This window comes from Georgenia sp. M64, from assembly GCF_038049925.1.
In the GTDB taxonomy this organism is placed as follows: domain Bacteria; phylum Actinomycetota; class Actinomycetes; order Actinomycetales; family Actinomycetaceae; genus Georgenia.
The window spans coordinates 1,161,222-1,183,568 of record NZ_CP145809.1 but is presented as its reverse complement, the minus strand read 5'-3'; the positions used below and the strand labels follow the sequence as shown (position 1 = coordinate 1,183,568).

Here is a 22,347-nt window from a genome sequence, read left to right as displayed (position 1 = left end):
CACTTTCTGTGCACAACTATTGTGCACAGCGTGAGCCGACCTCGCACCATGCGCCTGGACGCCCGCGCGATGAAGATCCTCGCCCACCCGCTGCGCAGCCGGCTGCTCGGGGCCCTGCGGCTCGGCGGACCGGCGAGCGCCAGCACCCTGGCGCAGGCGCTGGGGACCAACTCCGGCGCCACCAGCTACCACCTGCGTCGGCTCGCCGAGACCGGGCTGGTCGTCGACGAGCCGGGCGGGCGCGGTCGGGAACGGCTCTGGCGGGCGGCGTCCGAGGGCCACTCCTGGTCCCCCTCCGACGCGGCGGGAGACCCCGACGGCGAGGCCGCCAACGACTGGCTCGAGGCCGACTCCCTGCGCGTCCTCGAGGAACGGGCCGGCTCCTGGCAGGACGCGAAGCACCGGTGGCCACCGCGGTGGCGCGACGCCGCCGGTGGTGGCGACTGGTTCGTCGACCTGCCGCCGGACCGGCTCCGCGCGCTCCTCGACGACCTCGCGGCCGTCATCGACGGCTACCGCGACGCCCCACCCGCGCCGGACGCACGACGCGTGCTCCTGTTCGTCCACGCCTTCCCCCAGGGCGACCCGCCATGACCCTCACGCCGCGGTCGGTCACGCGCCGCTTCCTCCTCGTCAGCGCCCTGCGCTGGCTCCCCGTGGGGCTCGTCATCCCCGTCACCGTCCTCCTCCCCCTCGAGCGGGGACTGAGCCTGACCGAGGTGGGCACCGTCGCGGCCCTCCAGGGCGCCGTCGTCCTGGCGCTCGAGCTGCCCACCGGCGGGCTGGCCGACTCCCTCGGCCGCCGTCGGGTGCTCCTCCTGGCCGCGGTCGTGGGCGCCGTCGCCCTGGCGGTCCTCCTCACCGCCGAGACAGTCGCGGCATTCGCGGTGGTCTGGGCCCTCCAGGGTGTCCACCGGGCGCTCGACAGCGGCCCGCTCGAAGCCTGGTACGTCGACGCCGTCCAGGCCGCGGACCCGGCGGCGCCCATCGAGAAGGGGCTCAGCGCCCAGGGGACGGTGCTCGGTCTCGCCATCGCCGGGGGCGCCCTGGCGGGCGGCGGGCTGGTCGCCTGGGACCCGCTGCCCGGCGTCGAGGCCCTCGTGGTGCCGGTCGTGGCGGCGCTGACGGTCCAGGTCCTCACGGTGGTGGGCATCGCGGTGGCGCTGGTCGAGGAACCGCGCGGGCGGGTCTGGCGCTCGCTGTCGGCGACGCCCCGGGCCGTCGCCGACGGCGTCCGCCTCCTGCGCGGCTCCGCCGTGCTCATGGCTCTCGTCGCCGTCGAGCTCACCTGGGGCTTCGGCCTCGCCGCGCTCGAGAGCCTCACGCCGGTCCGGCTCGCCGAGGTGATCGGCGACACCGAGGCGGCGGCCGCGCTGACCGGACCTGCGACGTCGGCCGCGTGGCTCGCATCCGCAGCCGGCGCGGCACTCCTCCCGGCTCTCGCGCGGCGCACCGGGCTGGCGCCGGCCGCCGCCCTGCTGCGGATCCTCCAGGGGGTCGCCGTCGTCGCGATCGGGCTGGTCGCGGGCGTGGCCGGGATCGTCACCGCGTACCTTGTGGCCTATGTGGCCCACGGCGCGTCCAACCCGGCGCACATGACCCTCCTGCACCGCCAGGTCGGCCCCGGGCACCGGGCCACCGTGGTGTCCCTGAACTCCATGGCCGCCCAGCCCGCGGGGGCCGTGGGCATCCTCGTGCTCACCGCGGTCGCCGACGGCACCTCGCTCTCGTCGGCCATGGTCGTCGCCGGCGGCGCCCTGCTGCTCGGTGCGCCGCTGTACGTGCCGGCCTGGCGACAGGCCCGGGCCTCCAGGCAGGCCGCCGGTGCCTGAGGGTGACATCGTGGTGCGGGTCGCCCGCCGACTGGACGCCGCTATCGCCGGCCAGGTCCTCGCTCGCGCGGAGCTGCGCTGGCCCGACCTCGGGGGGGTCGACCTCGTCGGGAGCCGGGTGCTGGGCCACGCCACCGCCGGCAAGCACCTGCTGACGCGGCTCGACGACGGCCGCACCCTCCACACGCACCTGCGCATGGACGGGCTGTGGCGGATCGTGCGCACCGGCGACCTCGCCGCCGGCAGGTCGCGGGCGGACCGGTCGCCCCGCGTGCGGGCCGTGCTGGGCACCCCGGTCTGGACCGCGCTGGGCATCGACCTCGGCCTCATGGACCTCGTCCCCACGGCGGAGGAGCACCGGGTGGTGGGTCACCTCGGGCCGGACGTGCTCGGGGCGGAGCTCGACGTCGCCGCCGCGGGGCGCCGGATCCTCGACCAGGGCGACCGCGACGTCGGTGAGGTCCTCCTCGACCAGCGCGTCGTCGCCGGCCTCGGGACGATCTACATGGCCGAGAGCCTCTGGGCGCACCGGGTCTCGCCGTGGGCGCCCGCCGGCGACCTCGGCGAGACCGCGGCCGCGGTGGTCGCGACAGCCCGGGCCCTCATGCTGCGCTCGGTCGCCGCACGCACGCCGCGGGCCACCGACGACCCGCGCCGCAGCGCCAACGTCCACGGGCGGGACCGGCGACCGTGCCCGCGCTGCGGCACTCCGGTCGCGCTGGGCGAGGTGGGACGGGCGCCGACGGCGCGAAGGGCGTTCTACTGCCCGCGCTGCCAGCCCGTTCCCGTCGGCCGGGCCGCCACCGGCGCACGCTGACGACGCCGAGCCCTCCTCGGCGGTCCTCGGTCCGCACGCCGTTGTCCGCGACGCCGAGACGCCGGGACGCCGGGACGCCGGGACGCCGGGACGCCGGGACGCCGGGACGCCGGGACGCCGGGACGCCGGGACGCCGAAGATCCTGCCAGGCGATGCCTGACAGGATCTTCTGCGTCGTTCGCCCGCGGTCCGTGGTGGGGACGGCCCGCGGTCGACCGGGATCAGCCGATCGGCTGGAGGGCGCTCTCCCGGCGGAGCAGCTCCTCGGGGACGGTGTCCGGCACGTTGACGCCCTCGCTGACCGCGACCCGGTCCGAGACCGCGCGGAGGACGAAGCTCATGGGGACGTTGAGCGCCTCGCAGATGGATGCGAGCAGCTCGGACGAGGCCTCCTTCTGGCCGCGCTCGACCTCGCTGAGATAGCCGAGGGACACGCGCGCGGCGGAGGAGACCTCACGCAGGGTGCGGCCCTGACGCTGGCGCGCGTCACGCAGCACGTCACCGATCTCGCGTCGAAGCAGGATCATCGTGCGGCCCTCCTCCCCTGCCCTCTCGGGCGTCGTCGTTCTACCGTACCCTGCCGCGTGCACAGGGTGCTGGCCAACCCTCTGAGGGCGGCCACCTTCAGGACGACCACCGGGGCGCCGGACGGTGCCGGCAGCGTGGCCTCCGCGGTACTGGTACTGGCTCGTGTTCCTCACCTACCGGTTCTCGGCCCCCGGGTCCGGGGCCGTCACCCCTCTCAACGGGACGACCCGGCTCCTTGTTCCCCTCCCCGCCCGCCCTCGAGCTCCGTGGCGAGCAGGGCCAGGGCGGCTCGCACGGCGGCCTCCCGGACGACGGACCGCGTGCCGGGCAGGAGGAGGGTCCGCACGCGCTCGCCGGAGGGACCGTGGACCGCCACGACAACCGTCCCCGCAGCCCGGCCGTCGGCGGGTCCCGGGCCGGCGACGCCCGTGGTCGCCAGGGCGTGCGAGGCGCCGAGCCGGGCGGCGACCCCGCGGGCCATCTGGCGGGCGACGTCGGGATGGACGGGACCGTGCACCGCGAGGAGCACGGGATCGACCCCGAGGAGCTCGGCCTTGAGGTCGGTGGCGTAGGCGACGACGGCGCCGCGCAGGACGGCGGAGACCCCGGGCACCGTCACCAGCCGGGCGGCGACCGCCCCGCCCGTGAGGGACTCGGCGACGGCGAGGGTGGCCCCGCGCCGCGCGAGGAGGCGGACCAGCCGGTCGGTGGCGCCCGCGCCGGGGGCGGGGGCGGGGCCGCGGGCGTGCACGGTCAGGCCGAGGGGTCCCGCTCGCCGGCCCGCTCCTGGCCGCGGACGATCTGCAGAGCCTTGACGACGTAGTCGATCCCGGTGAGCAGGGTGACGGCCACGGTCGCCAGCACGACGATCCACGCGAGGAGGTCGACGAAGTCCGCCACCCCGCTCGGCACGAACGCCTGCCAGGGCACCAGCAGCATGAGGATGAAGGCGACCTGCAGGGTGGTCTTGAGCTTGCCCCCGCGCGAGGCGGCCATGACGTAGTCGCGACGCTTGAGGTACGAGCGCAGCGCCGTGATGCCCAGCTCCCGCACGACGATGACGACAGTGACCCACCACGGCAGCAGCCCGTCGACCGAGAGCAGCACCAGGGCCGTGATCACCAGTGCCTTGTCGGCGATGGGGTCGGCGAGCTTGCCGAAGTCGGTGACCAGACCACGGCTGCGGGCCAGGTGCCCGTCGAGCTTGTCGGTGGCCGCCGCGACGGCGAACACGGCCGTCGACCACAGGCGGGCGGCGTCGCCGTCGAGGAGGAACAGCCACGCGAAGACCGGGACCAGGACGATCCTGAGCATCGTCAGCACGTTCGCGATGTTCCACAGCGGCACGGGCTGGGCGGGCGTCGTCGCCGGAGGGTTGGTCACGGCCCCCACCCTATGACCCTGCGGCCACCGAGGCTGCCGGAGCGCGCGCTCACCCGCGCCGCGCCCGGTCGCACGCGCTCGCCCGCGCAGGGTCGATCTATCCTTCGCCTATGGGGTTCGCACGCCACGCCCGGCAGGAGCGCCCTCGTCGCGCCCTGCCGGTGGCCGGTGCGCTTCTCGGTGCCGGGGCCGTGACCGCCGTCCTGGTGACGACCTCGGCGCTCACCGGCGGGCAGCCCGGGGGCGGCCCGACGTCGGCCGCGCCGTCCGCCCCGTCCTCCACCGCCCCGGCCGCGCCGGGACCGACCGGCACCGCGCAGGGTCCTGCGCCGGCACCCACGGCCGCCGAGCCGACCGTCCTCACCATCCTCTCGGCCGGTGACGTCCTGCCGCACGCGACCGTCAACCGCATGGCCCAGCGCCCCGACGGGACGTACGACTTCGCGCCGCTCATGGCCGCGACGCGGCCGTGGACCGAGGGCGCCGACCTCGCGCTGTGCTCCCTCGAGGTCCCGCTGGCGCCACCGGGCGAGGCCGTCTCGGCCTACCCGATGTTCGGTGCCCCGGCGGAGCTGGTCCCCGGTCTGGAGTCGCTGGGCTGGGACGGGTGCGCCACGGCGACCAACCACTCGATGGACCGGGGCACGGCCGGGGTCTTCCACACCCTCGACATGCTCGAGGCCGCGGGCATGGGTGCGGTCGGCACCGCCCGGACCGCCGAGGAGGCGGCCGAGCCCCAGCTCTACGTCCTCGAGCGGGCCGGCCGGGAGGTCGTGGTCGCCCACCTCGCCGCGACGACGCTCGACAACGGCCTGCCCGCGCCGCCGAGCTCGCCCTGGGCCGTCACGACCACGGCCGCCGGGGACACCGGGGCGCTGGTCGAGCAGGCCCGTACCGCCCGGGCCGCCGGCGCGGACCTCGTCGTGGTGAGCATGCACTGGGGCACGGAGTACGTCCACGCCCCCATCGAGGAGCAGCTGCGCATCGGCGACGAGCTCGCCGCGTCCGGGCAGGTCGACCTCGTCCTGGGCAACCACTCGCACGTCCCCCAGCCGCTGGCCAGGCTCGACGGTGGGCCGGACGGCACGGGCATGTGGGTCGCGTGGTCCATGGGCAACTTCATCTCCAACCAGGACAGCGCGTGCTGCACCATGGAGACGGCCACGGGCACCATGGTCACCGCGACGGTCACCGCGCCGTCGGAGGGCCCCGCCCGGGTCACCGACCTGGAGTGGACGGCCGTGACCGTGGACCGGGCCGGCGGCCAGCGCATCCACCCGCTCCACGAGCTGGTGGCCGGCTCCCGGCCCGACGGCCTGTCCCTCGCGCCGGAGACGATCGCGGCGCGGGCCGCCCGGGTCGCCGAGGTGATGGCCGAGCCCGAGCGGACCGACCCGCCCGAGCCGACCGGGCCCGAGCCCGAGGTCCTGCCCCGCTGAGGAGCGCCACGCCCCGCCCCGGACTACCGCCCGGTCAGCTCCCAGGCGTCCTCGCCGCCCTCGGCGTCGTCGTAGAAGTCCTCGGCCACGGCGGCCGGACCGTGCCCGGCGACCCCGTCGGCATAGCGGTCCGCACCGTCGTCGGCCGGCCCGACCTCCGCAGCCGGCCCGTCGTCGTCCTCGGGCGGGGGCTCCTCGCCGCGCAGGACGGCCAGCGTCGCGGGCAGGTCGTCGGGCTGGACGAGGACCTCGCGCGCCTTCGAGCCCTCCGACGGGCCGACGATCTCGCGGGACTCGAGCAGGTCCATGAGCCGGCCCGCCTTGGCGAACCCGACGCGGAGCTTGCGCTGGAGCATCGAGGTGGAGCCGAACTGCGTCGTCACCACCAGCTCGGCGGCCTGGAGGAGCAGGTCGAGGTCGTCGCCGATGTCCTCGTCCACCTGCTTCTTGACCACCGGCGCGATGACGTCCTCGCGGTAGGTGGGCCGCAGCTGGGCCTTGACGTGGTCGACGACGGCGTGGATCTCGGACTCGGTGACCCACGCCCCCTGCACGCGCATGGGCTTGGAGGAGCCCATGGGCAGGAACAGCGCGTCGCCCTGCCCGATGAGCTTCTCCGCGCCCGGCTGGTCCAGGACGACCCGGGAGTCGGCCAGGGAGGAGGTGGCGAAGGCGAGCCGCGACGGGACGTTCGCCTTGATGAGGCCGGTGACGACATCGACGGAGGGTCGCTGGGTGGCGAGCACGAGGTGGATGCCCGCGGCGCGGGCGAGCTGGGTGATGCGCTGGATGGAGGCCTCGACGTCGCGCGGGGCCACCATCATGAGGTCCGCGAGCTCGTCGACGATGACGAGCAGGTAGGGGTAGGGCGCGATCTTGCGCTCGCTGCCCGGCAGCGGCTTGACCTTGCCCGAGCGCACCCCGGTGTTGAAGTCGTCGATGTGCTTGTAGCCGAACGCGGACAGGTCGTCGTAGCGGGCGTCCATCTCCCGGACCACCCACTCCAGCGCCTCCGCGGCCTTCTTGGGGCTGGTGATGATCGGGGTGATGAGGTGCGGGATGCCCTCGTAGATCGTCAGCTCCACCCGCTTGGGGTCCACGAGGATCATGCGCACCTCCTCGGGGGTGGAGCGCATCATGATCGAGGTGATCATGGAGTTGACGAAGCTCGACTTGCCGGCGCCGGTGGCGCCCGCGACGAGCAGGTGCGGCATCTTGGCGAGGTTGGCCACGACGTAGCCGCCCTCGACGTCCTTGCCCACCCCCACGACGAGAGGGTGCTCGCTGCGCCGCGCCACCGACGAGCGCAGGACGTCGCCCAGCGCCACCGTCTCGCGGTCGGCGTTGGGGATCTCGACGCCGATCGCGGACTTGCCGGGGATCGGCGAGAGGATGCGCACGTCGGCGCTGGCGACGGCGTAGGCGATGTTGCGGCTCAGCGCCGTGATCCGCTCGACCTTGACGCCCGGGCCGAGCTCGAGCTCGTAGCGCGTCACCGTCGGACCGCGGGAGAACCCGGTGACCGTGGCGTCGACCGAGAACTCGGTGAGGACCTGGGTGAGGGACTCCACCACCCGGTCGTTGACCGCCGAGCGCACCTTGTGCGGCGCGCCCTTGATGAGGACGTCGTCGGCGGGCAGGGTGTAGATGACGTCGGGGGCGAGCTCGAGCTGCTCGGCCCGCGACGGCAGCGGCTGCGTCGGCGGGGCGGTGAGCTCGGCGGGCTCCGCGGCGCCCGCCTCGGCCGGGGCGGGGTCGGCCCCGCGGGGCTCCTCGGCGGGCGCACGCTCGTCGGGCCGGGCGAAGGCCTCGTCGGCCTGGTAGGCGCCGGGGACGACCTCGGGTGCCTCCTCCGCCCGGGGCTTGCCGCGGCGGCGCCGCGGGGCCGGCGGGCGGTGCGTGCCGTCCGCCGCGACGAGCTCGGCCGTGGGCGCGTCGACCTCGGCGACGTCGCGCGGCCGGCCCAGGAGCCAGCCCCACGCCGAGCGCAGCCGGCCCGGCACCGCCGAGACGGGGGTGGCGCTCAGCACGAGGAGGCCGAAAACGGCGAGGAGCACGAGCAGCGGCACGGCCCCCCACGGTGAGAGCAGCACCGTCAGCGGGGTGCCGAGGAGCCAGCCGAGGAGCCCGCCGGCGGACTCCACCGCGGCGAAGTCCCCGGACGGCGAGGGCAGCCCGGAGGCGATGTGGATGAGGCCCGTGGCGGCGCCGGTGACGCCCGCGATCCCGATCGACACGCGCGCGTTGGCCTGCGTGCGCTCGGGGTGGCGCATGAGCCGCACCGCCATCGCGACGAGCACGACGGGCAGGAACACCCCGAGCAGGCCCACCACCCCGGCCGCGACGTGGTGGATGACGTCCCCGGCGATGCCGGACAGCGCGAACCACTCCCGCAGCGCGACCACGATGGCCACGGCGAGGAGGAGGAAGGCGAGGCCGTCGCGCCGGTGGGCCGGGTCGAGGCCCTTCGCCCCGGACCCGACGCTGCGCGCGGTGCCTCCCACCAGGTGTGCTCCCGTCATCCAGATCCCGCGGACAAGTCGTACCGGGAACGGGGGTCTCCTGGGGCGCTGCGCAGCCGCCGACCCGCCGCCCCGCCCGCTCTTGCCGCCGCGTGAACCGCGTGCGGAGGAGCCGCGTGCCGCCGAGGCCGACCGTCCGGGGGAAGTCGTACGGGTAGCCATGGTGGTCCCACGGTAGCCCGGCAGCGGTCCGGCGGCGCGCCCGCCGCGCCGGGAGGGCTCGCCGCCCCGGCCAGGCGCGAGGTGGCCCCCGCCCGCTCAGGCCTCGATGACCGTGGGGATGATCATCGGGCTGCGGCGCAGCCGCTTGGCGGTCCAGCGCCCCACGACCCGGCGCATCGACTGCTGCATCTGGTGGGTGTCGGCGTTGCCGCGGCCCACGACCTCGGCGAGCGCCTCGCGCACGGCGGGCAGGATCGCGTCGAAGACGGAGTCGTCCTCGGCCATGCCGCGGGCCTGGATGTGCGGGCCGGTGAGCACCTTGCCGGTGGCGGTGTCGACCACGGCGAAGATCGAGATGAAGCCCTCCTCGCCGAGGATGCGCCGGTCCTTGAGCTCGGCGTCGGTGATCTCCCCCACGCTCGAGCCGTCCACGTAGACGTACCCGCACGGCACCGCGCCGGCGATGCGGGCCCGGCCGTCCACGAGGTCGACGACCACGCCGTCCTCGGCCAGGACCACCCGCTCGGCGGGCACCCCCGTCTGGACGGCGATCGCGCCGTTGGCCACGAGGTGGCGGATCTCGCCGTGCACCGGCATGACGTTCCTGGGCCGGACGATGTTGTAGCAGTAGAGCAGCTCCCCGGCGCTGGCGTGGCCGGAGACGTGCACCTTGGCGTTGCCCTGGTGGACCACCTTGGCGCCGAGCCGCATGAGCCCGTTGATGACCCGGAAGACCGAGTTCTCGTTCCCGGGGATGAGGGAGCTCGCGAAGATCACCGTGTCGCCCGGGCCCACCGAGACCCGGTGGTCACGGTTGGCGATCCGGCTCAGCGCGGCCATGGGCTCGCCCTGCGACCCGGTGGCCATGAGCACGGTCTGGGACGGGGCGTAGTCGTCGATGCGCTTGACGTCGATGAGCGTGCCCGGCGGCACCTTGAGGTAGCCCAGGTCCGCGGCGATCGTCATGTTGCGGACCATGGACCGGCCCACCAGCGCCACCTTGCGGTCGTGCAGGGCGGCGGCGTCGAGCACCTGCTGGACGCGGTGGACGTGCGAGGCGAAGCTCGCCACCACGATCTGACCCTCGGCCTGGTGGAAGACGTTGTCGAGGACCGGGCCGATGTCGCGCTCGTGGGCGGTGAAGCCGGGCACCTCCGCGTTGGTCGAGTCGACCATGAACAGGTCGACCCCCTCCTCGCCGAGCCGGGCGAAGGCGCGCAGGTCGGTGATCCGGTCGTCCAGCGGGAGCTGGTCCATCTTGAAGTCGCCGGTGTGCAGGACGTTGCCGGCGGTCGTGCGGATCATCACCGCGAGCGCGTCCGGGATGGAGTGGTTCACGGCCACGAACTCGAGGGTGAAGGGACCGATCTGCTCGACCTGCCCCTCCTTGACGGCCAGGGTCACCGGCGGGATCCTCTGCTCCTTGAGCTTGGCCTCGATGAACGCCAGGGTGAGCTGGGAGCCGATGAGCGGGATGTCGTCGCGCAGGCGCAGGAGATAGGGCACCGCGCCGATGTGGTCCTCGTGCCCGTGGGTGAGCACGACGGCCTCGATGTCGTCGAGCCGGTCGGCGATGTAGTCGAAGTCCGGGAGGATGAGGTCCACGCCGGGCTGGTGGTCCTCGGGGAAGAGGACCCCGCAGTCGACGACGAGCAGCTTGCCGGCGTGCTCGAAGACGGTCATGTTCCGGCCGACCTCGCCCAGGCCCCCGAGCGGGACGATGCGCAGGCCCCCGGCGGGGATCGGACCGGGCAGGGACAGCTCTGGGTGCGGATGACTCACGCGGCCATCTTGCCAGCGATGGCCGCGCCGCGGCTTCCCGGACCGCGCCGCGGCTTCCCGGACCGCGCCGGGGGTGGATCGGGCGGGCGCCCGCGGGCGGCCCGTGCCGGGACCGGCCACCGCTCCGCGCCCTGGTGCGGACCGCCCCGCCGGCGGGCTCAGGCGGTGAGGACGCCCTCCTCGCGCAGGACCGCCGCGAGGGCGTCGACCTCGGCGGCCGAGGCCTGCACGAGCGGCAGACGCACCGCCGCGGTGGGGATGACGCCGAGCAGCTGCAGGGCGTGCTTGGACATGACGGCACCCTGGCCGCCGCCCATGATCGCGGTGACGAGGGGCCGCAGACGGGCGGCGACGTCGCGCGCACCGGGCAGGTCGCCGGCGTCGACCGCGCGCACCATCTGCGCGTACGCCCCGGCGGCGACGTGACCGACGACGGAGACGACCCCGGAGGCGCCGTGCGCGAGCCAGCCGAAGTTGAGGGAGTCGTCGCCGGAGTAGAACTCCAGCCCCGTGCGGGCCATCCGCTCGAACCCCTGGGGCACGTCGCCCGTGGCATCCTTGACGGCCTTCACCCGGGGGTGCTCGGCGAGGCGGTCGAGCGCCTCGTCACCGATCGCGACCCCGGTGCGACCGGGGATGTCGTAGAGCATGACGGGCAGGTCGACGGCGTCCGCGACCGCCTTGATGTGCTGGTAGACGCCCTCCTGGGAGGGCCGGTTGTAGTACGGGGAGAGCACGAGGAGGCCCTGCGCCCCGGCGCGCTGCGCCCCCTGGGCGATCCGGACGGCGTGGGCGGTGTCGTTGGACCCGGCACCGCCGATGATCATCGCCCGGTCCCCGACGGCGTCGACGACGGCGCGGACGAGGTCGTCCTTCTCCGGCTGGTGCGTCGTGGGGGACTCCCCCGTGGTGCCGTGCAGGACGAGGGCGTCGCAGCCGTCGTCGACGAGCTTGACGGCCACGGCCACACCGGCGTCGACGTCGATCGAGCCGTCGTCGTGGAAGGGGGTGACCATCGCCGTCGCCACCGACCCGAAGGTCCGCGAGGGCAGGCGGGGGTCGTTCGTGTCAGCCATGAGACCGAACGGTAGCGTCCGCCGTCCGGGGAGGCGTCCCGGGGGCCACATCGTGGCGCGGCCGGCCGGGCCGCCCCACCCGGCCACCGCTGGTGTGGCCCGCTCCGCGTAACCTGGCCGGGTGAGCACCCCCGGCGTCCCAGGTCCGCACGACGACGTCCTCGCGGGTCTCCGCGACCCGCACGCCGGGCACGGCCACGACGACCCCCTGCGTCCCACCTCCGACGTCTCGGTGCGCCCGGCCATCCCCGAGGACGCCGCGGCCCTCGGCGACGTCCACGCCAGGACCCTGCGCGCCACCCTGGCCGCCGGGACCGGGGCCGGCCTGCCCGCCGACGTCGCCGGTGCGGTCGACCCGGGCGCCCTCGCCGCGGCGTGGTCGGCGGCGATCGTCTCGCCGCCGACCCGCGCGCACCGCGTGCTCACCGCCCTGGCCGGCGGGCAGGTGGTGGGCTTCGCCGCGTTCGCGCCCGCGACCGACCCGGTCGAGGTCGCGCCCGCGCAGGACGCCGAGGGCGTTGCCGACCACGCAACGGCAGCCGGCACCGACGCCCCCGCGGGCACGGACGCCGCGGCGGGCACCGACGTCCCCGCGGCCACCGACGCCGCGGACGACGCCCCGGCGGTCGCCGAGATCCTCGCGCTCGAGGTGCCCGCCGCCCACGCCCGCCGCGGCCACGGTTCGCGCCTCCTCGCGGCCTGTGCCGACCTCCTGCGCGACCAGGGGACGGCCCGGGTGCAGGTGTGGGCGGTCGAGGGCGACGAGTCCCGGGCGAGGTTCCTCGCCGAGGCCGGGTTCGCCCCGGCGGGCCTGCGCCGCCGCCTGCAGGTCGGCGCCGCCGAGGTCGTCGAGACCTGCTGGTACGCCGACCTCTGACCGCCGGCCCCGGTGGGCCCTGACCGCATGGCCTCAGGGCGACCCTGACCGCTGCCTCAGCGCGACCCCCGACGCTCCCTCACCGCGACGGCGCCTGGTGGAGCGGGTCCGCCTCGCCGGTGGCCGGGTGGACGGGTGCCGCCAGGGAGGTCCCGTCCGGTCGGCGCAGTGCGGCGCCTTCCTCCGCCCGCCGTGCGACCTCCTCCGGCGGGAGCACCCGCCGCCAGCGCTTGGTGCGCAGCAGCGGCGCCTCGCCGGCGTCCTCGCGCAGCGCGGCCAGGAGGGTGTAGATCATGAGGTAGCCCATGACGAAGAAGGGCAGTCCCACGACGATGATGACCTGCTGCAGCGCGGTGAGGCCGCCCGCCCCCGTGGCGCCGAGGAGGGTCGCGGCCACCGCGCCGACGGCGAGCGCCCAGAAGACCCGCTGCCGGGTCGGCGCCGGGTCCTCGTGCCCGTTGGCGATGGTGTCCATGACCAGTGCCGCGGAGTCGACCGACGTCGTGAAGAAGACGACGACGAGCAGGATCGCGACGACGGAGAGGACTGTCGCGAACGGCAGCTGCTCGAGGAAGACGAACATGGCCGTGGCGACGTCGCCGTCCTCGACCACCGGCCCGACGAGCGTGCCGGGGGCGTTGCGCTCGATGTCGAAGGACGCCCAGCCGAAGATGCCGAACCACGCGACCGAGAACAGCACGGGGGCGGCGAGCACGCCGCCGACGAACTCCCGGATCGTGCGACCGCGGGAGATGCGCGCGACGAAGATCCCCACGAACGGTGACCACGAGATCGTCCACGCCCAGTAGAAGACGGTCCAGCCGCTCTGCCAACCGCTGTCGTTGATCGTGTCGTTCCACAGGGAGAGCTCGGGCAGCGCGCCGAGGTAGGTGCCGAGGGACTCCAGGGTGCCCCTGAGCAGCAGGAGGGTCGGCCCGGTGACGAGGACGAAGAACAGCAGCCCGACGGCCACGACGATGTTGAGGTTGGACAGCCGCTTGATGCCCTTGTCCAGGCCCAGGGCCACCGAGACGATCGCGATCGACGTGACCGCGACGATGATGAGGATCTGCACGAGCCGGGACTCGTCGAGCCCGACGAGGGTGGCGAGGCCGGAGTTGATCTGCATGGTGCCCAGGCCCACCGAGACAGCCACGCCGAACATCGTGCCCACGATGGCGACGACGTCGATCGCGCGGCCGACGGGGCCGTGGATCCGCTCGCCCAGGATCGGGTGGAAGATCGAGCTCACCCGCGGCGGGAGGTTCCGCTTGTACATGAAGTACGCGAACGCCAGTCCCGGCAGGGCGAAGATCACCCAGGTGTGCAGCCCGAAGTGGTACAGGGTGAAGTTCATCGCCTCGACGAACGCCGCTACCGAGCCGGGCTCGACGTCCTGGCGGGGCGGGTTCGCGAAGTGGTTCATGGGCTCGGCGACGGCCCAGAACATGAGGATCGTGCCGATGCCGGCGGCGAAGAGCATGCCGAACCACGTGGGCCCGGAGTGGTCCGGCGCTGCGTTCTCGGGCCCCAGCTTGACGCGCCCGTACCGGCTGGCGGCCATGAAGAGCAGGAACACCAGGAAGCTGGTCACACCGAGGATGTAGAACCAGCCGAGGTTGTCCAGGAGCCAGCCCGACGCCGCCGCGAAGGCGGCGTCCACCTGGTCGGTGAAGGCGATGGTCGCGACCACGAAGGTCAGGACCACCGCCGCCGCCCCGAAGAAGATCCGGGGGCTGGTCCGGAGTCCGAGGCGGTCGTGGAGACGGGTCGCGGTGTTCACGGGATTCCTCGCGGGATCTGGGCGGGAGACGCGAACACGGTAGTTCGCTCCCCCGCCGGCCGCGACCGCAGGCGCCCCGCGGGTGCCGCTACACGTCGAGGACCTGGTCCAGGCCCACGGTCAGACCGGGCCGGCGGACGACCTCGCGGACCGCGAGCAGGACGCCCGGCATGAAGCTGGACCGGTCGAAGGAGTCGGTGCGGATCGTCAGCTGCTCGCCCGGGTTCCCGAGGAGGACCTCCTCGTGCGCCACGAGGCCCCTCAGCCGCACCGCGTGGACGTGGACGCCGTCGACGACGGCGCCGCGCGCCCCGTCGAGCTGCTTCTCGGTGGCGTCCGGGACCGGACCGAGCCCGGCCCGGGTCCGCGCCTCGGCGATGTGCCGGGCCGTGGTCAGAGCGGTCCCCGAGGGGGCGTCGACCTTGTCGGGGTGGTGCAGCTCGATGACCTCCGCCGACTCGAAGAACCGGGCGGCCTGCCGCGCGAAGCTCATGGCGAGCACCGCGGAGAGGGCGAAGTTGGGGGCGATGAGCACCCCGAGGCCGTCCGGGCGTCCGGCGTTGAGCTCCTCGAGGTGGTCCCGGACCCGGCCGAGCGACTCCTCGGTCCAGCCGGTCGTGCCGACGACGACGTGCAGGCCCGCGTCGAGGAGGGCGTGGACGTTGGCCTCCGTGACGGCCGGGACGGTGAAGTCGACCGCCACCCGGGCCCGTCCGGACAGCGCGGCCAGGTCGTCACCGACGTCGGCGCGCACTGTCAGGTCGAGGTCCGGGGCGGCCTCCACGGCCGCGCAGACCGTCCGGCCCATGCGCCCCGCGGCGCCCACCACTGCCACTGAGAGAGAGGTCATGGCGTCGAAGCGTAGTCGTGCGGCGAGCCCCCACCCGGCTCGGGTGGGGGCTCGCCGTCGATCACCTACCGCCGGGGGCCGGCGTCGTGCGGGTCAGCTGTCGTACGTGAGGCCGAAGCCGTACGGGAACAGGGCCCCGTCCGTCGTCTCGTCGTAGCCGGGGAGGTCGCTGTACTGCTGCTCCACGGCCAGCCGGGTCCTCGGCAGCGCGTACGGCAGGCGGCCCTGGGGCGCGAAGTCCCCGGAGACGACGTCCATGAGCGCCGTGGTGGTGTTGCCGAAGTTGGCGAGGATGGCTCCGGCGTCGAGCAGGCCGGAGGCCTCGTCGAGGACGTAGGGCTGACGGAAGTAGATGTCGAGCACGACGTTCTCCGCGCCGACCTCCGCCATGACCTGCTGGATGGTCTCCAGGGACGGCGTGACCGTCCAGGAGGCCGCCTCCTCCTCCATGCCGGTGAGGTCGAGGATGCCCGACTCCCACGGCAGGGACCCGCCGAAGCGCAGGCCGTCGTCCGTGCAGGACTCGCCGCCGTAGGCGACGCACGCGTCGGCCGCGCCGTACGGGCTCTGCCCGTCCAGTCCCAGGGCGCCGTCCCAGACGATCGGGTTGAGGTAGTCCTCGTTCAGGCCGGTGGCCGGGTCGTCGCTGGCGTAGCTGCCGGTGCCGGTGTTCGTCGCGGTCACGGAGATGAGCGCCACGTCGGCGCCGTCCGCGCTCGGCCGGTCGGCCGGGTCCTCGGTGTTGCCGTCGACGACGGCGTAGCCGGACGCCGCGACCTGCTCGGCGTCGACGTTGCCGAGGACGTAGACGGTCTCGTCGCCGCCGAGCGGCAGGACCGGGTCGCCGTCGATCTCCTGGTTCTGCAGGAGCACGGTGGACTTGCGCTGGAGGTCCAGGGCGACCGCGCGGTTCTCGTCGTTGCCGACCGTGGCCGTGGCGACCTCGGGGTCGACGTAGGGGTTCTCGAAGAGGCCCATCTCGAACATCGGGACGAGCAGACGCTCGGCGGCGAGGTCGACGCGCTCCTCGCTCACGAGGCCGGCCTCGACGAGCCCGGTGATCGTGGCGACGTCGTGGAACCCGGAGAGCGTGTCCGTCCCGCCGTTGATGGCCGCGGCGACGCGCTCGGGGATGGTGGCCTCCTCCAGGCCCCAGGCGCGGTCGTTGATGATGCCGGTGTCGGAGTTGACGTAGCCGGCGAAGCCCATCTGGTCGCGCAGGAGGCCGTTGACGATCTGGTCCGAGAACGCCATGCCGACCTCGTCGTAGTCGACGCCCTCGTAGGTGACGTCCATCGGCACGCCGTAGTACGGCATGATCGACGCCACCCCGGCCTCGATGGCCGCCTCGAAGGGCTTGAGGTGGTAGCCGAAGGCGTCACCGGGGTACACCTGGGTCTTGCCGAAGGAGTAGTGCGGGTCCAGGCCCAGCTCCTGCGGGCCGCCGCCCGGGAAGTGCTTCATGGTCAGGGCGACCGCGGTCTCGGGGCTCAGGGAGTTCCCGTCGGCACCGACGGGCCCCTGGAGCGTCTCGACGAGCTCGCCCATGATGTTGGCGCCCAGGTCGGCGTCCTCCGTGAACGTCTCGTGGACGCGGTACCAGCGCGGATCGGTGGAGAGGTCGGCCATGTAGCCGTACATGCCACGAAGACCGATGGAGGCCCACTCGTCGGCCATGACGCCGGCGAAGTCCTCGACGACGGTCATGTCGCCGTCGGTGGCCTCGCCGGTGGCCAGCGCCTGCTCGCCCAGGGCGGCCGCGGCGATGCCGGCCTCCTTGGGGAAGGCGCTGAAGGCGCCGGCGGACTCGTTGATGCCGGCTCGCGCCTGCGGGTCGATGTGGTTGCGGGCGTTCGACTTGTACAGCACCGGGATCCCCAGGCGGGTGCCCTCGGAGACCTCCTGGACGCGGTTCATGAACGTGGCCGCGTCGGCCGGGGTGAGCTGCGTGGACGCGCGGAACCCGCCACCGGGCGCCCCGCACACCGCCGTGTCGCTCACGACGTTGCGGAAGATGAGCCGGTGCATGTTCTGGTTGTTGATGTAGTCGTACCCGGTGTCCGAGACACTTGCGACGTCCTCGTCGATGCACTCGGCGTTGAGCGTGTCGATGAGCATGAGGCCGGCCTTCTCCTCGAGCGTCATCTGCCCGACGAGGTCGGCGACGCGCTCGTCGACGGGCTTGCGCCAGTCCTCGTAGGCGTCGAGGGAACCGTTGGCGTTGAGGTCCTTGAACTGCCGTCCCTTGACGGTGAGGACGTCCTTGACCCGGGACTCGAGCTGAGGCGGCCTGCCGTGGTTCCCCTCGTCACTCTGGGCAGCCTGGGCGGACTGGTCGCTGTTGTTGGCGTGGTCGGGCGGGGCGGCGACGGCGCCGGCGCCGACGGCGAGGGTGAGCGGGATGGCGACGGCGAGGCCTGCGAGGCCTCTCCGGCGCATCGCCCGTGCAGAGTTGGTCATCAACCGGTCTCCTTCGAACTCGGTGGTGGGCCGGTGACGCCTGTGCCCCGGCCCGGCCGGCGCCGGTGGACGACGGCGCCGGTGCCCCGAAACCTCGTGGGGCAGGGCGACCATCCCCCGCCCCAGCAGATTGCGGCAATCGGTTGCCACAAGTTGCCGCGCGCCTACCATGGCGCATGCCCGACACTCCTCCGGCCGACGTCCTGGACGTCGGGACGCCCCACGGACCCGCTCGCGTCCACCTCACCGCCGCGCCGCACGCCCGCGCCGCCGTGGTCCTCGGGCACGGGGCAGGCGGCGGGGTCGGCGCCCCCGACCTGACGGTCGCCGCCACGGCGGCGACCGCTCTGGGCCTCGCGGTGGCCCTGGTGGAGCAGCCCTACCGGGTGGCGGGCCGCCGGGCGCCGGCGCCGGCCCGGCAGCTCGACGCGGCGTGGACGGCGGTGGTCGACCACCTCCGGTCGGGCCCGCTCGCCGGGCGGCCGCTCGTCGTCGGCGGACGGTCCTCGGGCGCACGGGTGGCGTGCCGGACGGTGTCCGCCACCGGCGCCGTCGGCGTGCTGTGCCTGGCCTTCCCGGTGCGGCCGCCGGGCCGTCCGGACGCGCCCGACCGGCTCGGCGAGCTCGACGCCGTCGGCGTGCCCACCCTGGTGGTCCAGGGTGAGCGCGACCCGTTCGGTACGCCGCCCGGTGCGCCGGGGCGAGACGTCGTGGTGGTGGCCGGCGACCACGGTCTCAAGAAGGACCTCGCGGCCGTGGGGGCGGCCGTGGCGCAGTGGCTCCCCCGCGTCGTCGGCGGTCGGTGAGCGGCCGGCCGGTCAGCCGGCGGTGAGCCGGGCCGTCGGCCGTCGGTGAGCCGGGCTCTCAGCCCTGATCCACACTCCGGTGGATCAGGGCTCAGCCGGCGGTGAGGAGCCGGGCCGCGAGGTCGTCCTCGAACGGACCGACGACGACGAGGGAGCGCGGCGCGGCGGCCAGCTCGGCGGCGAGGTCACGCACCTGCTGGGCCGTCACGGCGGAGATCCGCTCGATCATCTCGTCGAGGCTGGTGAGCTCGCCGTGGACGATCTCCGCGCGGCCCAGGCGGGCCATCCGCGAGCCGTTGTCCTCCAGGCCGAGGACGAGGTTCCCCCGCAGCTGCCCCACCCCGCGGGCGAGCTCCTCGGGGGTGATGCCGTCGGCGGCCAGCCGCTCCCACTCGGAGACGAGCAGCTCGACGACCTGCTCGACGTTGCCCGGCGCGCAGCCGGCGTAGAGGCCGAAGGTGCCGGCCTCTGCGTAGGACGAGGCGAAGGCGTACGTGGAGTAGGCCAGGCCCCGCTTCTCGCGGATCTCCTGGAACAGCCGCGAGCTCATCCCGCCGCCGAGGACGGTGGTGAGCACGGACAGGACGTACCGGCGGTCGTCGCCCGCCTGGATGCCCCGCCCGCCGAGGAGGACGTTGGCCTGCTCGGTGGGTCGCCGCACCGTGACGGCACTGCCCGCGGTGGGCAGCAGGGCGGACTCGGGGCCGGGCACGACGACGGCGCCGGAGCCCGGCACGTCGATCCCGCGGGCGTGGGCCGCCGCCGCGCCGTGACGCCGGGCCGCCGGGACCGCCGCGGGGTCGAGGGTCCAGCCGCCCGCGCGGACGGCGTCGACGACCTGGGTGCACAGCGCGTCGTGGTCGACGCTGCCGGCGGCGGTGACGACGAGCTCACGCGGGACGTAGGTGCGCCGGTAGTGCTCGAGGACGGCCTCGCGCGGGACGGCCCGGATGGTCTCGGGGGTCCCGCCGATGGGACGGCCGAGGGGGTGGTCCCCCAGCACGGCGGTGGTGAAGCGCTCGTGGGCGACGTCGACCGGGTCGTCGTCGTTCATCGCGAGCTCCTCGAGGATGACCCCGCGCTCGGTCTCGAGCTCACCGGCGTCGATGAGGGAGGAGGTCACCATGTCGGCGATGACGTCCACCGCCATGGGCAGGTCGACGTCCAGGACCCGGGCGTAGTAGGAGGTGTGCTCCTTGCCCGTGGCGGCGTTGGCCTCGCCGCCGACCGCGTCGAAGGCCTCGGCGATGTCCAGGGCGGTGCGGGTCGGCGTGCCCTTGAACAGCAGGTGCTCGAGGAAGTGGGTGGAGCCGTGGTGGCCGTCGGTCTCGTCACGCGAGCCGACGGCCACCCACGCCCCCACCGCGGTGGAGCGCTGGCCGGGCATCTCCTCGGTGAGGACCCTGATCCCCCCGGGCAGGACGGAGCGCCGGATGACGCTGCCGTCCTGCTCGGTGCGGACCTCGGTGCCGGGCGACCCGGCAGGACCCAGGTTCAGCGGGTGGGGCATGACTCAGGCGTCGTCCCCGGAGTCCGCGCCGCCCTCGTCGTGGCGGGTGCGGGTGCGGCGCCGGCTGCGACCGCCCTCGCGGCGCTCGGCACGGGGGGCCTCCTCGGTGGTGGCCTCCGAGGTCTCGTCGACCTGGTCGTCGCCGTCGGCGGGGGTGTTCTCCTCGCCCTCGACGACGGCGTGCAGCGAGAGCTTGCCGCGCGGGTCGATCTCGGCGAGCTCGACCTGGACCTTCTGCCCGACGGAGAGGACGTCCTCGACGTTCTCCACGCGCTTGCCGCCGACGAGCCGGCGGATCTGCGAGATGTGCAGCAGGCCGTCCTTGCCGGGGCTGAGCGAGACGAACGCGCCGAAGGAGGTGGTCTTGACGACCGTACCGACGAACCGCTCGCCGATCTCGGGCATCTGCGGGTTCGCGATGGCGTTGACCGCCTGGCGGGCCGCCTCGGCCGAGGGGCCGTCGGTCGCGCCGATGTAGACGGTGCCGTCGTCCTCGATCGAGATGTCCGCGCCGGTGTCCTCCTGGATCTGGTTGATCATCTTGCCCTTCGGCCCGATGACCTCGCCGATCTTGTCCACCGGGACCTTGACGGTGATGACGCGGGGGGCGGTCGCGGCCATCTCGTCGGGGGTGTCGATGGCCTCGTTCATGACGTCGAGGATGTACAGGCGCGCGTCGCGGGCCTGGGTCAGGGCCGAGGCCAGGACCGAGGCGGGGATGCCGTCGAGCTTGGTGTCGAGCTGGATGGCGGTGATGAACTCGCGCGTGCCGGCGACCTTGAAGTCCATGTCGCCGAAGGCGTCCTCGGCCCCGAGGATGTCGGTCAGGGCGGCGTAGCGGGTCTCCCCGTCGACGGTGTCCGACATCAGGCCCATCGCGATGCCCGCCACGGGGGCGCGCAGCGGCACACCGGCGTTGAGCATCGACAGGGTGGAGGCGCAGACGGAGCCCATCGACGTCGAGCCGTTGGAGCCGAGCGCCTCGGAGACCTGACGGATCGCGTAGGGGAACTCCTCGCGCGGGGGCAGGACGGGCATGAGGGCCCGCTCCGCCAGGGCGCCGTGGCCGATCTCGCGGCGCTTGGGCGAGCCCACGCGGCCGGTCTCACCGGTCGAGTAGGGCGGGAAGTTGTAGTTGTGCATGTACCGCTTGCGCGTGACGGGCGAGAGCGTGTCCAGCTGCTGCTCCATGCGGAGCATGTTCAGCGTGGTGACACCGAGGATCTGGGTCTCGCCGCGCTCGAAGATCGCCGAGCCGTGCACCCGCGGGAGCACCTCGACCTCGGCGGAGAGGGTGCGGATGTCCTTGAGCCCGCGCCCGTCCATGCGCACGCCGTCCTTGAGGACGCGCTGGCGCACCGCCTTCTTGGTGATGGCCCGGAACGCGGCGGAGAGCTCCTTGTCGCGGCCCTCGAACCGCTCGCCGAGCGCCGCGAGCATCCCGGCCCGGATCTCCTCCTGGCGGGACTCGCGGTCCTGCTTGCCGGGGATGGTGATCGCCTGGGCGAGGTCCGCGCTGACGTGGGCCTCGACGGCCTCGACGACGTCGTCCTGGTAGTCCAGGAACAGCGGGAACTCCGCCGTCGGCTTGGCCGAGACTGCGGCGACCTCGGACTGGGCGTCGCACAGCGCCTTGATGAAGGGCTTGGCGGCCTCGAGGCCGGCGGCGACGATCTCCTCGGTCGGGGCGGTGGCGCCGTGGTCCTTCATGAGCGTCCAGGCGTTGTCGGTCGCCTCGGCCTCGACCATCATGATCGCGACGTCGTCACCGGCGATGCGGCCGGCCACGACCATGGAGAAGACGGCCTTCTCCAGCTCGGAGTAGCGCGGGAAGGCGACCCACTGGTCGTCGATGTAGGCGATGCGCGTGCCACCGATGGGCCCGGAGAACGGCAGGCCGGAGATCTGGGTGGACAGCGAGGCGGCGTTGATCGCCAGGACGTCGTAGGTGTCGTCCGGGTGGATCGCCAGGACGGTCTCGACGACCTGGACCTCGTTGCGCAGGCCCTTGACGAAGGTCGGGCGCAGCGGGCGGTCGATGAGCCGGCAGGCGAGGATCGCCTCGGTCGAGGGCCGGCCCTCGCGGCGGAAGAACGAGCCGGGGATCTTGCCGGCGGCGTACTGGCGCTCCTCGACGTCCACCGTGAGGGGGAAGAAGTCGAAGTGGTCCTTGGGGTGCTTGCCGACGGTCGTGGCCGACAGGACCATGGTCTCGTCGTCGAGGTAGGCCACGGCGGAGCCGGCGGCCTGACGGGCCAGGCGGCCGGTCTCGAAGCGAACGGTTCTGGTGCCGAACTTGCCGTTGTCGATGACGGCTTCTGCGGACGTGATCTCGGGACCCTCCACGGGTGCCCTCCTTACGTGTCGTCCACCTGCGGTCGGCCGACGGCCTTCGATCGAGGCCCACGGAGGCCGGAGATTCCGGTTCCGGAGGCCACTACCGAGGACCGGACGCGCCGTCCCGTGGTGGGTGGTGGTGGGAGTTCAGTTGTGCCGTGCACGCACGTGCCCCGTGCACGC

The 22,347-nt window shown here is 73.9% G+C and carries 17 protein-coding genes; 6 read left to right on the top strand and 11 right to left on the bottom strand.

Annotated features, from left to right (window positions below; genetic code table 11):
- Nucleotides 1–30 precede the first annotated feature (30 nt).
- The 3 genes from AAEM63_RS05370 to AAEM63_RS05360 are packed head-to-tail and all read left to right on the top strand — an operon-like array spanning nt 31 to nt 2,649.
- Nucleotides 31–594, top strand: a complete 564-nt coding sequence (locus AAEM63_RS05370) for a helix-turn-helix domain-containing protein (RefSeq protein WP_341360600.1) — start codon at nt 31–33, stop codon at nt 592–594.
- On the top strand, nt 591–1,832 hold the full coding sequence (locus AAEM63_RS05365) for an MFS transporter (RefSeq protein ID WP_341360599.1): 1,242 nt from the start codon (nt 591–593) through the stop codon (nt 1,830–1,832). Before AAEM63_RS05370 ends, AAEM63_RS05365 begins: the two co-directional genes overlap by 4 nt.
- Nucleotides 1,825–2,649, top strand: a complete 825-nt coding sequence (locus tag AAEM63_RS05360) for a DNA-formamidopyrimidine glycosylase family protein (protein ID WP_341360598.1) — start codon at nt 1,825–1,827, stop codon at nt 2,647–2,649. Before AAEM63_RS05365 ends, AAEM63_RS05360 begins: the two co-directional genes overlap by 8 nt.
- 221 nt (nt 2,650–2,870) lie before the next feature.
- Here AAEM63_RS05360 and AAEM63_RS05355 read toward each other — a convergent pair whose 3' ends face one another.
- From AAEM63_RS05355 to pgsA, 3 genes are all read right to left on the bottom strand, one after another.
- Entirely contained in the window at nt 2,871–3,176 is a 306-nt protein-coding gene (locus AAEM63_RS05355; protein ID WP_123917727.1) for a helix-turn-helix transcriptional regulator, read from the bottom strand.
- Between the two features lie 215 nt (nt 3,177–3,391).
- The gene (locus AAEM63_RS05350) at nt 3,392–3,928 is read right to left on the bottom strand and encodes a CinA family protein (protein WP_341360597.1); all 537 of its coding nucleotides are present in this window, start codon (nt 3,926–3,928) and stop codon (nt 3,392–3,394) included.
- A 2-nt stretch (nt 3,929–3,930) separates the two neighbouring features.
- Nucleotides 3,931–4,560: a CDP-diacylglycerol--glycerol-3-phosphate 3-phosphatidyltransferase gene (pgsA, locus tag AAEM63_RS05345; RefSeq protein ID WP_341360596.1), complete on the bottom strand. Its 630-nt coding sequence runs from the start codon at nt 4,558–4,560 to the stop codon at nt 3,931–3,933.
- Nucleotides 4,561–4,670: 110 nt separating this feature from the next.
- On the opposite strand from pgsA, the gene AAEM63_RS05340 reads away from it, so the two are divergent.
- Nucleotides 4,671–5,999 (top strand): CapA family protein, encoded by a 1,329-nt coding sequence (locus AAEM63_RS05340; RefSeq protein ID WP_341360595.1) that lies wholly within the window; start codon nt 4,671–4,673, stop codon nt 5,997–5,999.
- Between the two features lie 23 nt (nt 6,000–6,022).
- On the opposite strand, the gene AAEM63_RS05335 is transcribed toward AAEM63_RS05340, so the two are convergent.
- The 3 genes from AAEM63_RS05335 to dapA all read right to left on the bottom strand — a co-directional run bounded on the left by AAEM63_RS05335 (nt 6,023) and on the right by dapA (nt 11,541).
- Nucleotides 6,023–8,521, bottom strand: coding sequence for a DNA translocase FtsK (locus AAEM63_RS05335; protein WP_341360594.1), 2,499 nt, complete (start codon nt 8,519–8,521; stop codon nt 6,023–6,025).
- Between the two features lie 258 nt (nt 8,522–8,779).
- Nucleotides 8,780–10,465 (bottom strand): ribonuclease J, encoded by a 1,686-nt coding sequence (locus tag AAEM63_RS05330; RefSeq protein WP_341360593.1) that lies wholly within the window; start codon nt 10,463–10,465, stop codon nt 8,780–8,782.
- Between the two features lie 158 nt (nt 10,466–10,623).
- Complete coding sequence (gene dapA, locus AAEM63_RS05325) at nt 10,624–11,541, bottom strand: 4-hydroxy-tetrahydrodipicolinate synthase (protein ID WP_341360592.1); 918 nt, start codon at nt 11,539–11,541, stop codon at nt 10,624–10,626.
- A 121-nt stretch (nt 11,542–11,662) separates the two neighbouring features.
- Between dapA and AAEM63_RS05320 the strand changes: the two genes are divergently transcribed.
- The gene (locus tag AAEM63_RS05320; protein WP_341360591.1) at nt 11,663–12,418 is read left to right on the top strand and encodes a GNAT family N-acetyltransferase; all 756 of its coding nucleotides are present in this window, start codon (nt 11,663–11,665) and stop codon (nt 12,416–12,418) included.
- A 79-nt stretch (nt 12,419–12,497) separates the two neighbouring features.
- On the opposite strand, the gene AAEM63_RS05315 is transcribed toward AAEM63_RS05320, so the two are convergent.
- The 3 genes from AAEM63_RS05315 to AAEM63_RS05305 form a co-directional block, all read right to left on the bottom strand.
- Nucleotides 12,498–14,201, bottom strand: coding sequence for a BCCT family transporter (locus AAEM63_RS05315; RefSeq protein WP_341360590.1), 1,704 nt, complete (start codon nt 14,199–14,201; stop codon nt 12,498–12,500).
- Between the two features lie 88 nt (nt 14,202–14,289).
- Entirely contained in the window at nt 14,290–15,051 is a 762-nt protein-coding gene (gene dapB, locus AAEM63_RS05310) for a 4-hydroxy-tetrahydrodipicolinate reductase (protein WP_341360589.1), read from the bottom strand.
- A 93-nt stretch (nt 15,052–15,144) separates the two neighbouring features.
- A complete protein-coding gene (locus AAEM63_RS05305; protein ID WP_341360588.1) occupies nt 15,145–17,511 on the bottom strand; it encodes a glycoside hydrolase family 3 N-terminal domain-containing protein in 2,367 nt (788 codons plus the stop codon).
- Nucleotides 17,512–17,687: 176 nt separating this feature from the next.
- Between AAEM63_RS05305 and AAEM63_RS05300 the strand changes: the two genes are divergently transcribed.
- The gene (locus tag AAEM63_RS05300) at nt 17,688–18,317 is read left to right on the top strand and encodes an alpha/beta family hydrolase (RefSeq protein WP_341360587.1); all 630 of its coding nucleotides are present in this window, start codon (nt 17,688–17,690) and stop codon (nt 18,315–18,317) included.
- Between the two features lie 91 nt (nt 18,318–18,408).
- Here the strand turns inward: AAEM63_RS05300 and AAEM63_RS05295 are convergent, their stop codons facing one another.
- Both AAEM63_RS05295 and AAEM63_RS05290 read right to left on the bottom strand, forming a co-directional pair.
- Nucleotides 18,409–19,827, bottom strand: a complete 1,419-nt coding sequence (locus tag AAEM63_RS05295; RefSeq protein WP_341360586.1) for a pitrilysin family protein — start codon at nt 19,825–19,827, stop codon at nt 18,409–18,411.
- A 3-nt stretch (nt 19,828–19,830) separates the two neighbouring features.
- The gene (locus tag AAEM63_RS05290) at nt 19,831–22,173 is read right to left on the bottom strand and encodes a polyribonucleotide nucleotidyltransferase (RefSeq protein WP_341360585.1); all 2,343 of its coding nucleotides are present in this window, start codon (nt 22,171–22,173) and stop codon (nt 19,831–19,833) included.
- Nucleotides 22,174–22,347: the final 174 nt, after the last annotated feature.

What these genes read in the sequence shown, in the direction of transcription:
- AAEM63_RS05365 (WP_341360599.1), top strand. Translation starts at nt 591, where the DNA reads ATGACCCTCACGCCGCGGTCGGTCACGCGCCGCTTCCTCCTCGTCAGC.
- AAEM63_RS05355 (WP_123917727.1), bottom strand. Translation starts at nt 3,176, where the DNA reads ATGATCCTGCTTCGACGCGAGATCGGTGACGTGCTGCGTGACGCGCGC.
- AAEM63_RS05340 (WP_341360595.1), top strand. Translation starts at nt 4,671, where the DNA reads ATGGGGTTCGCACGCCACGCCCGGCAGGAGCGCCCTCGTCGCGCCCTG.
- AAEM63_RS05335 (WP_341360594.1), bottom strand. Translation starts at nt 8,521, where the DNA reads ATGACGGGAGCACACCTGGTGGGAGGCACCGCGCGCAGCGTCGGGTCC.
- dapA (WP_341360592.1), bottom strand. Translation starts at nt 11,541, where the DNA reads ATGGCTGACACGAACGACCCCCGCCTGCCCTCGCGGACCTTCGGGTCG.
- dapB (WP_341360589.1), bottom strand. Translation starts at nt 15,051, where the DNA reads ATGACCTCTCTCTCAGTGGCAGTGGTGGGCGCCGCGGGGCGCATGGGC.
- AAEM63_RS05305 (WP_341360588.1), bottom strand. Translation starts at nt 17,511, where the DNA reads ATGACCAACTCTGCACGGGCGATGCGCCGGAGAGGCCTCGCAGGCCTC.
- AAEM63_RS05300 (WP_341360587.1), top strand. Translation starts at nt 17,688, where the DNA reads ATGCCCGACACTCCTCCGGCCGACGTCCTGGACGTCGGGACGCCCCAC.
- AAEM63_RS05295 (WP_341360586.1), bottom strand. Translation starts at nt 19,827, where the DNA reads ATGCCCCACCCGCTGAACCTGGGTCCTGCCGGGTCGCCCGGCACCGAG.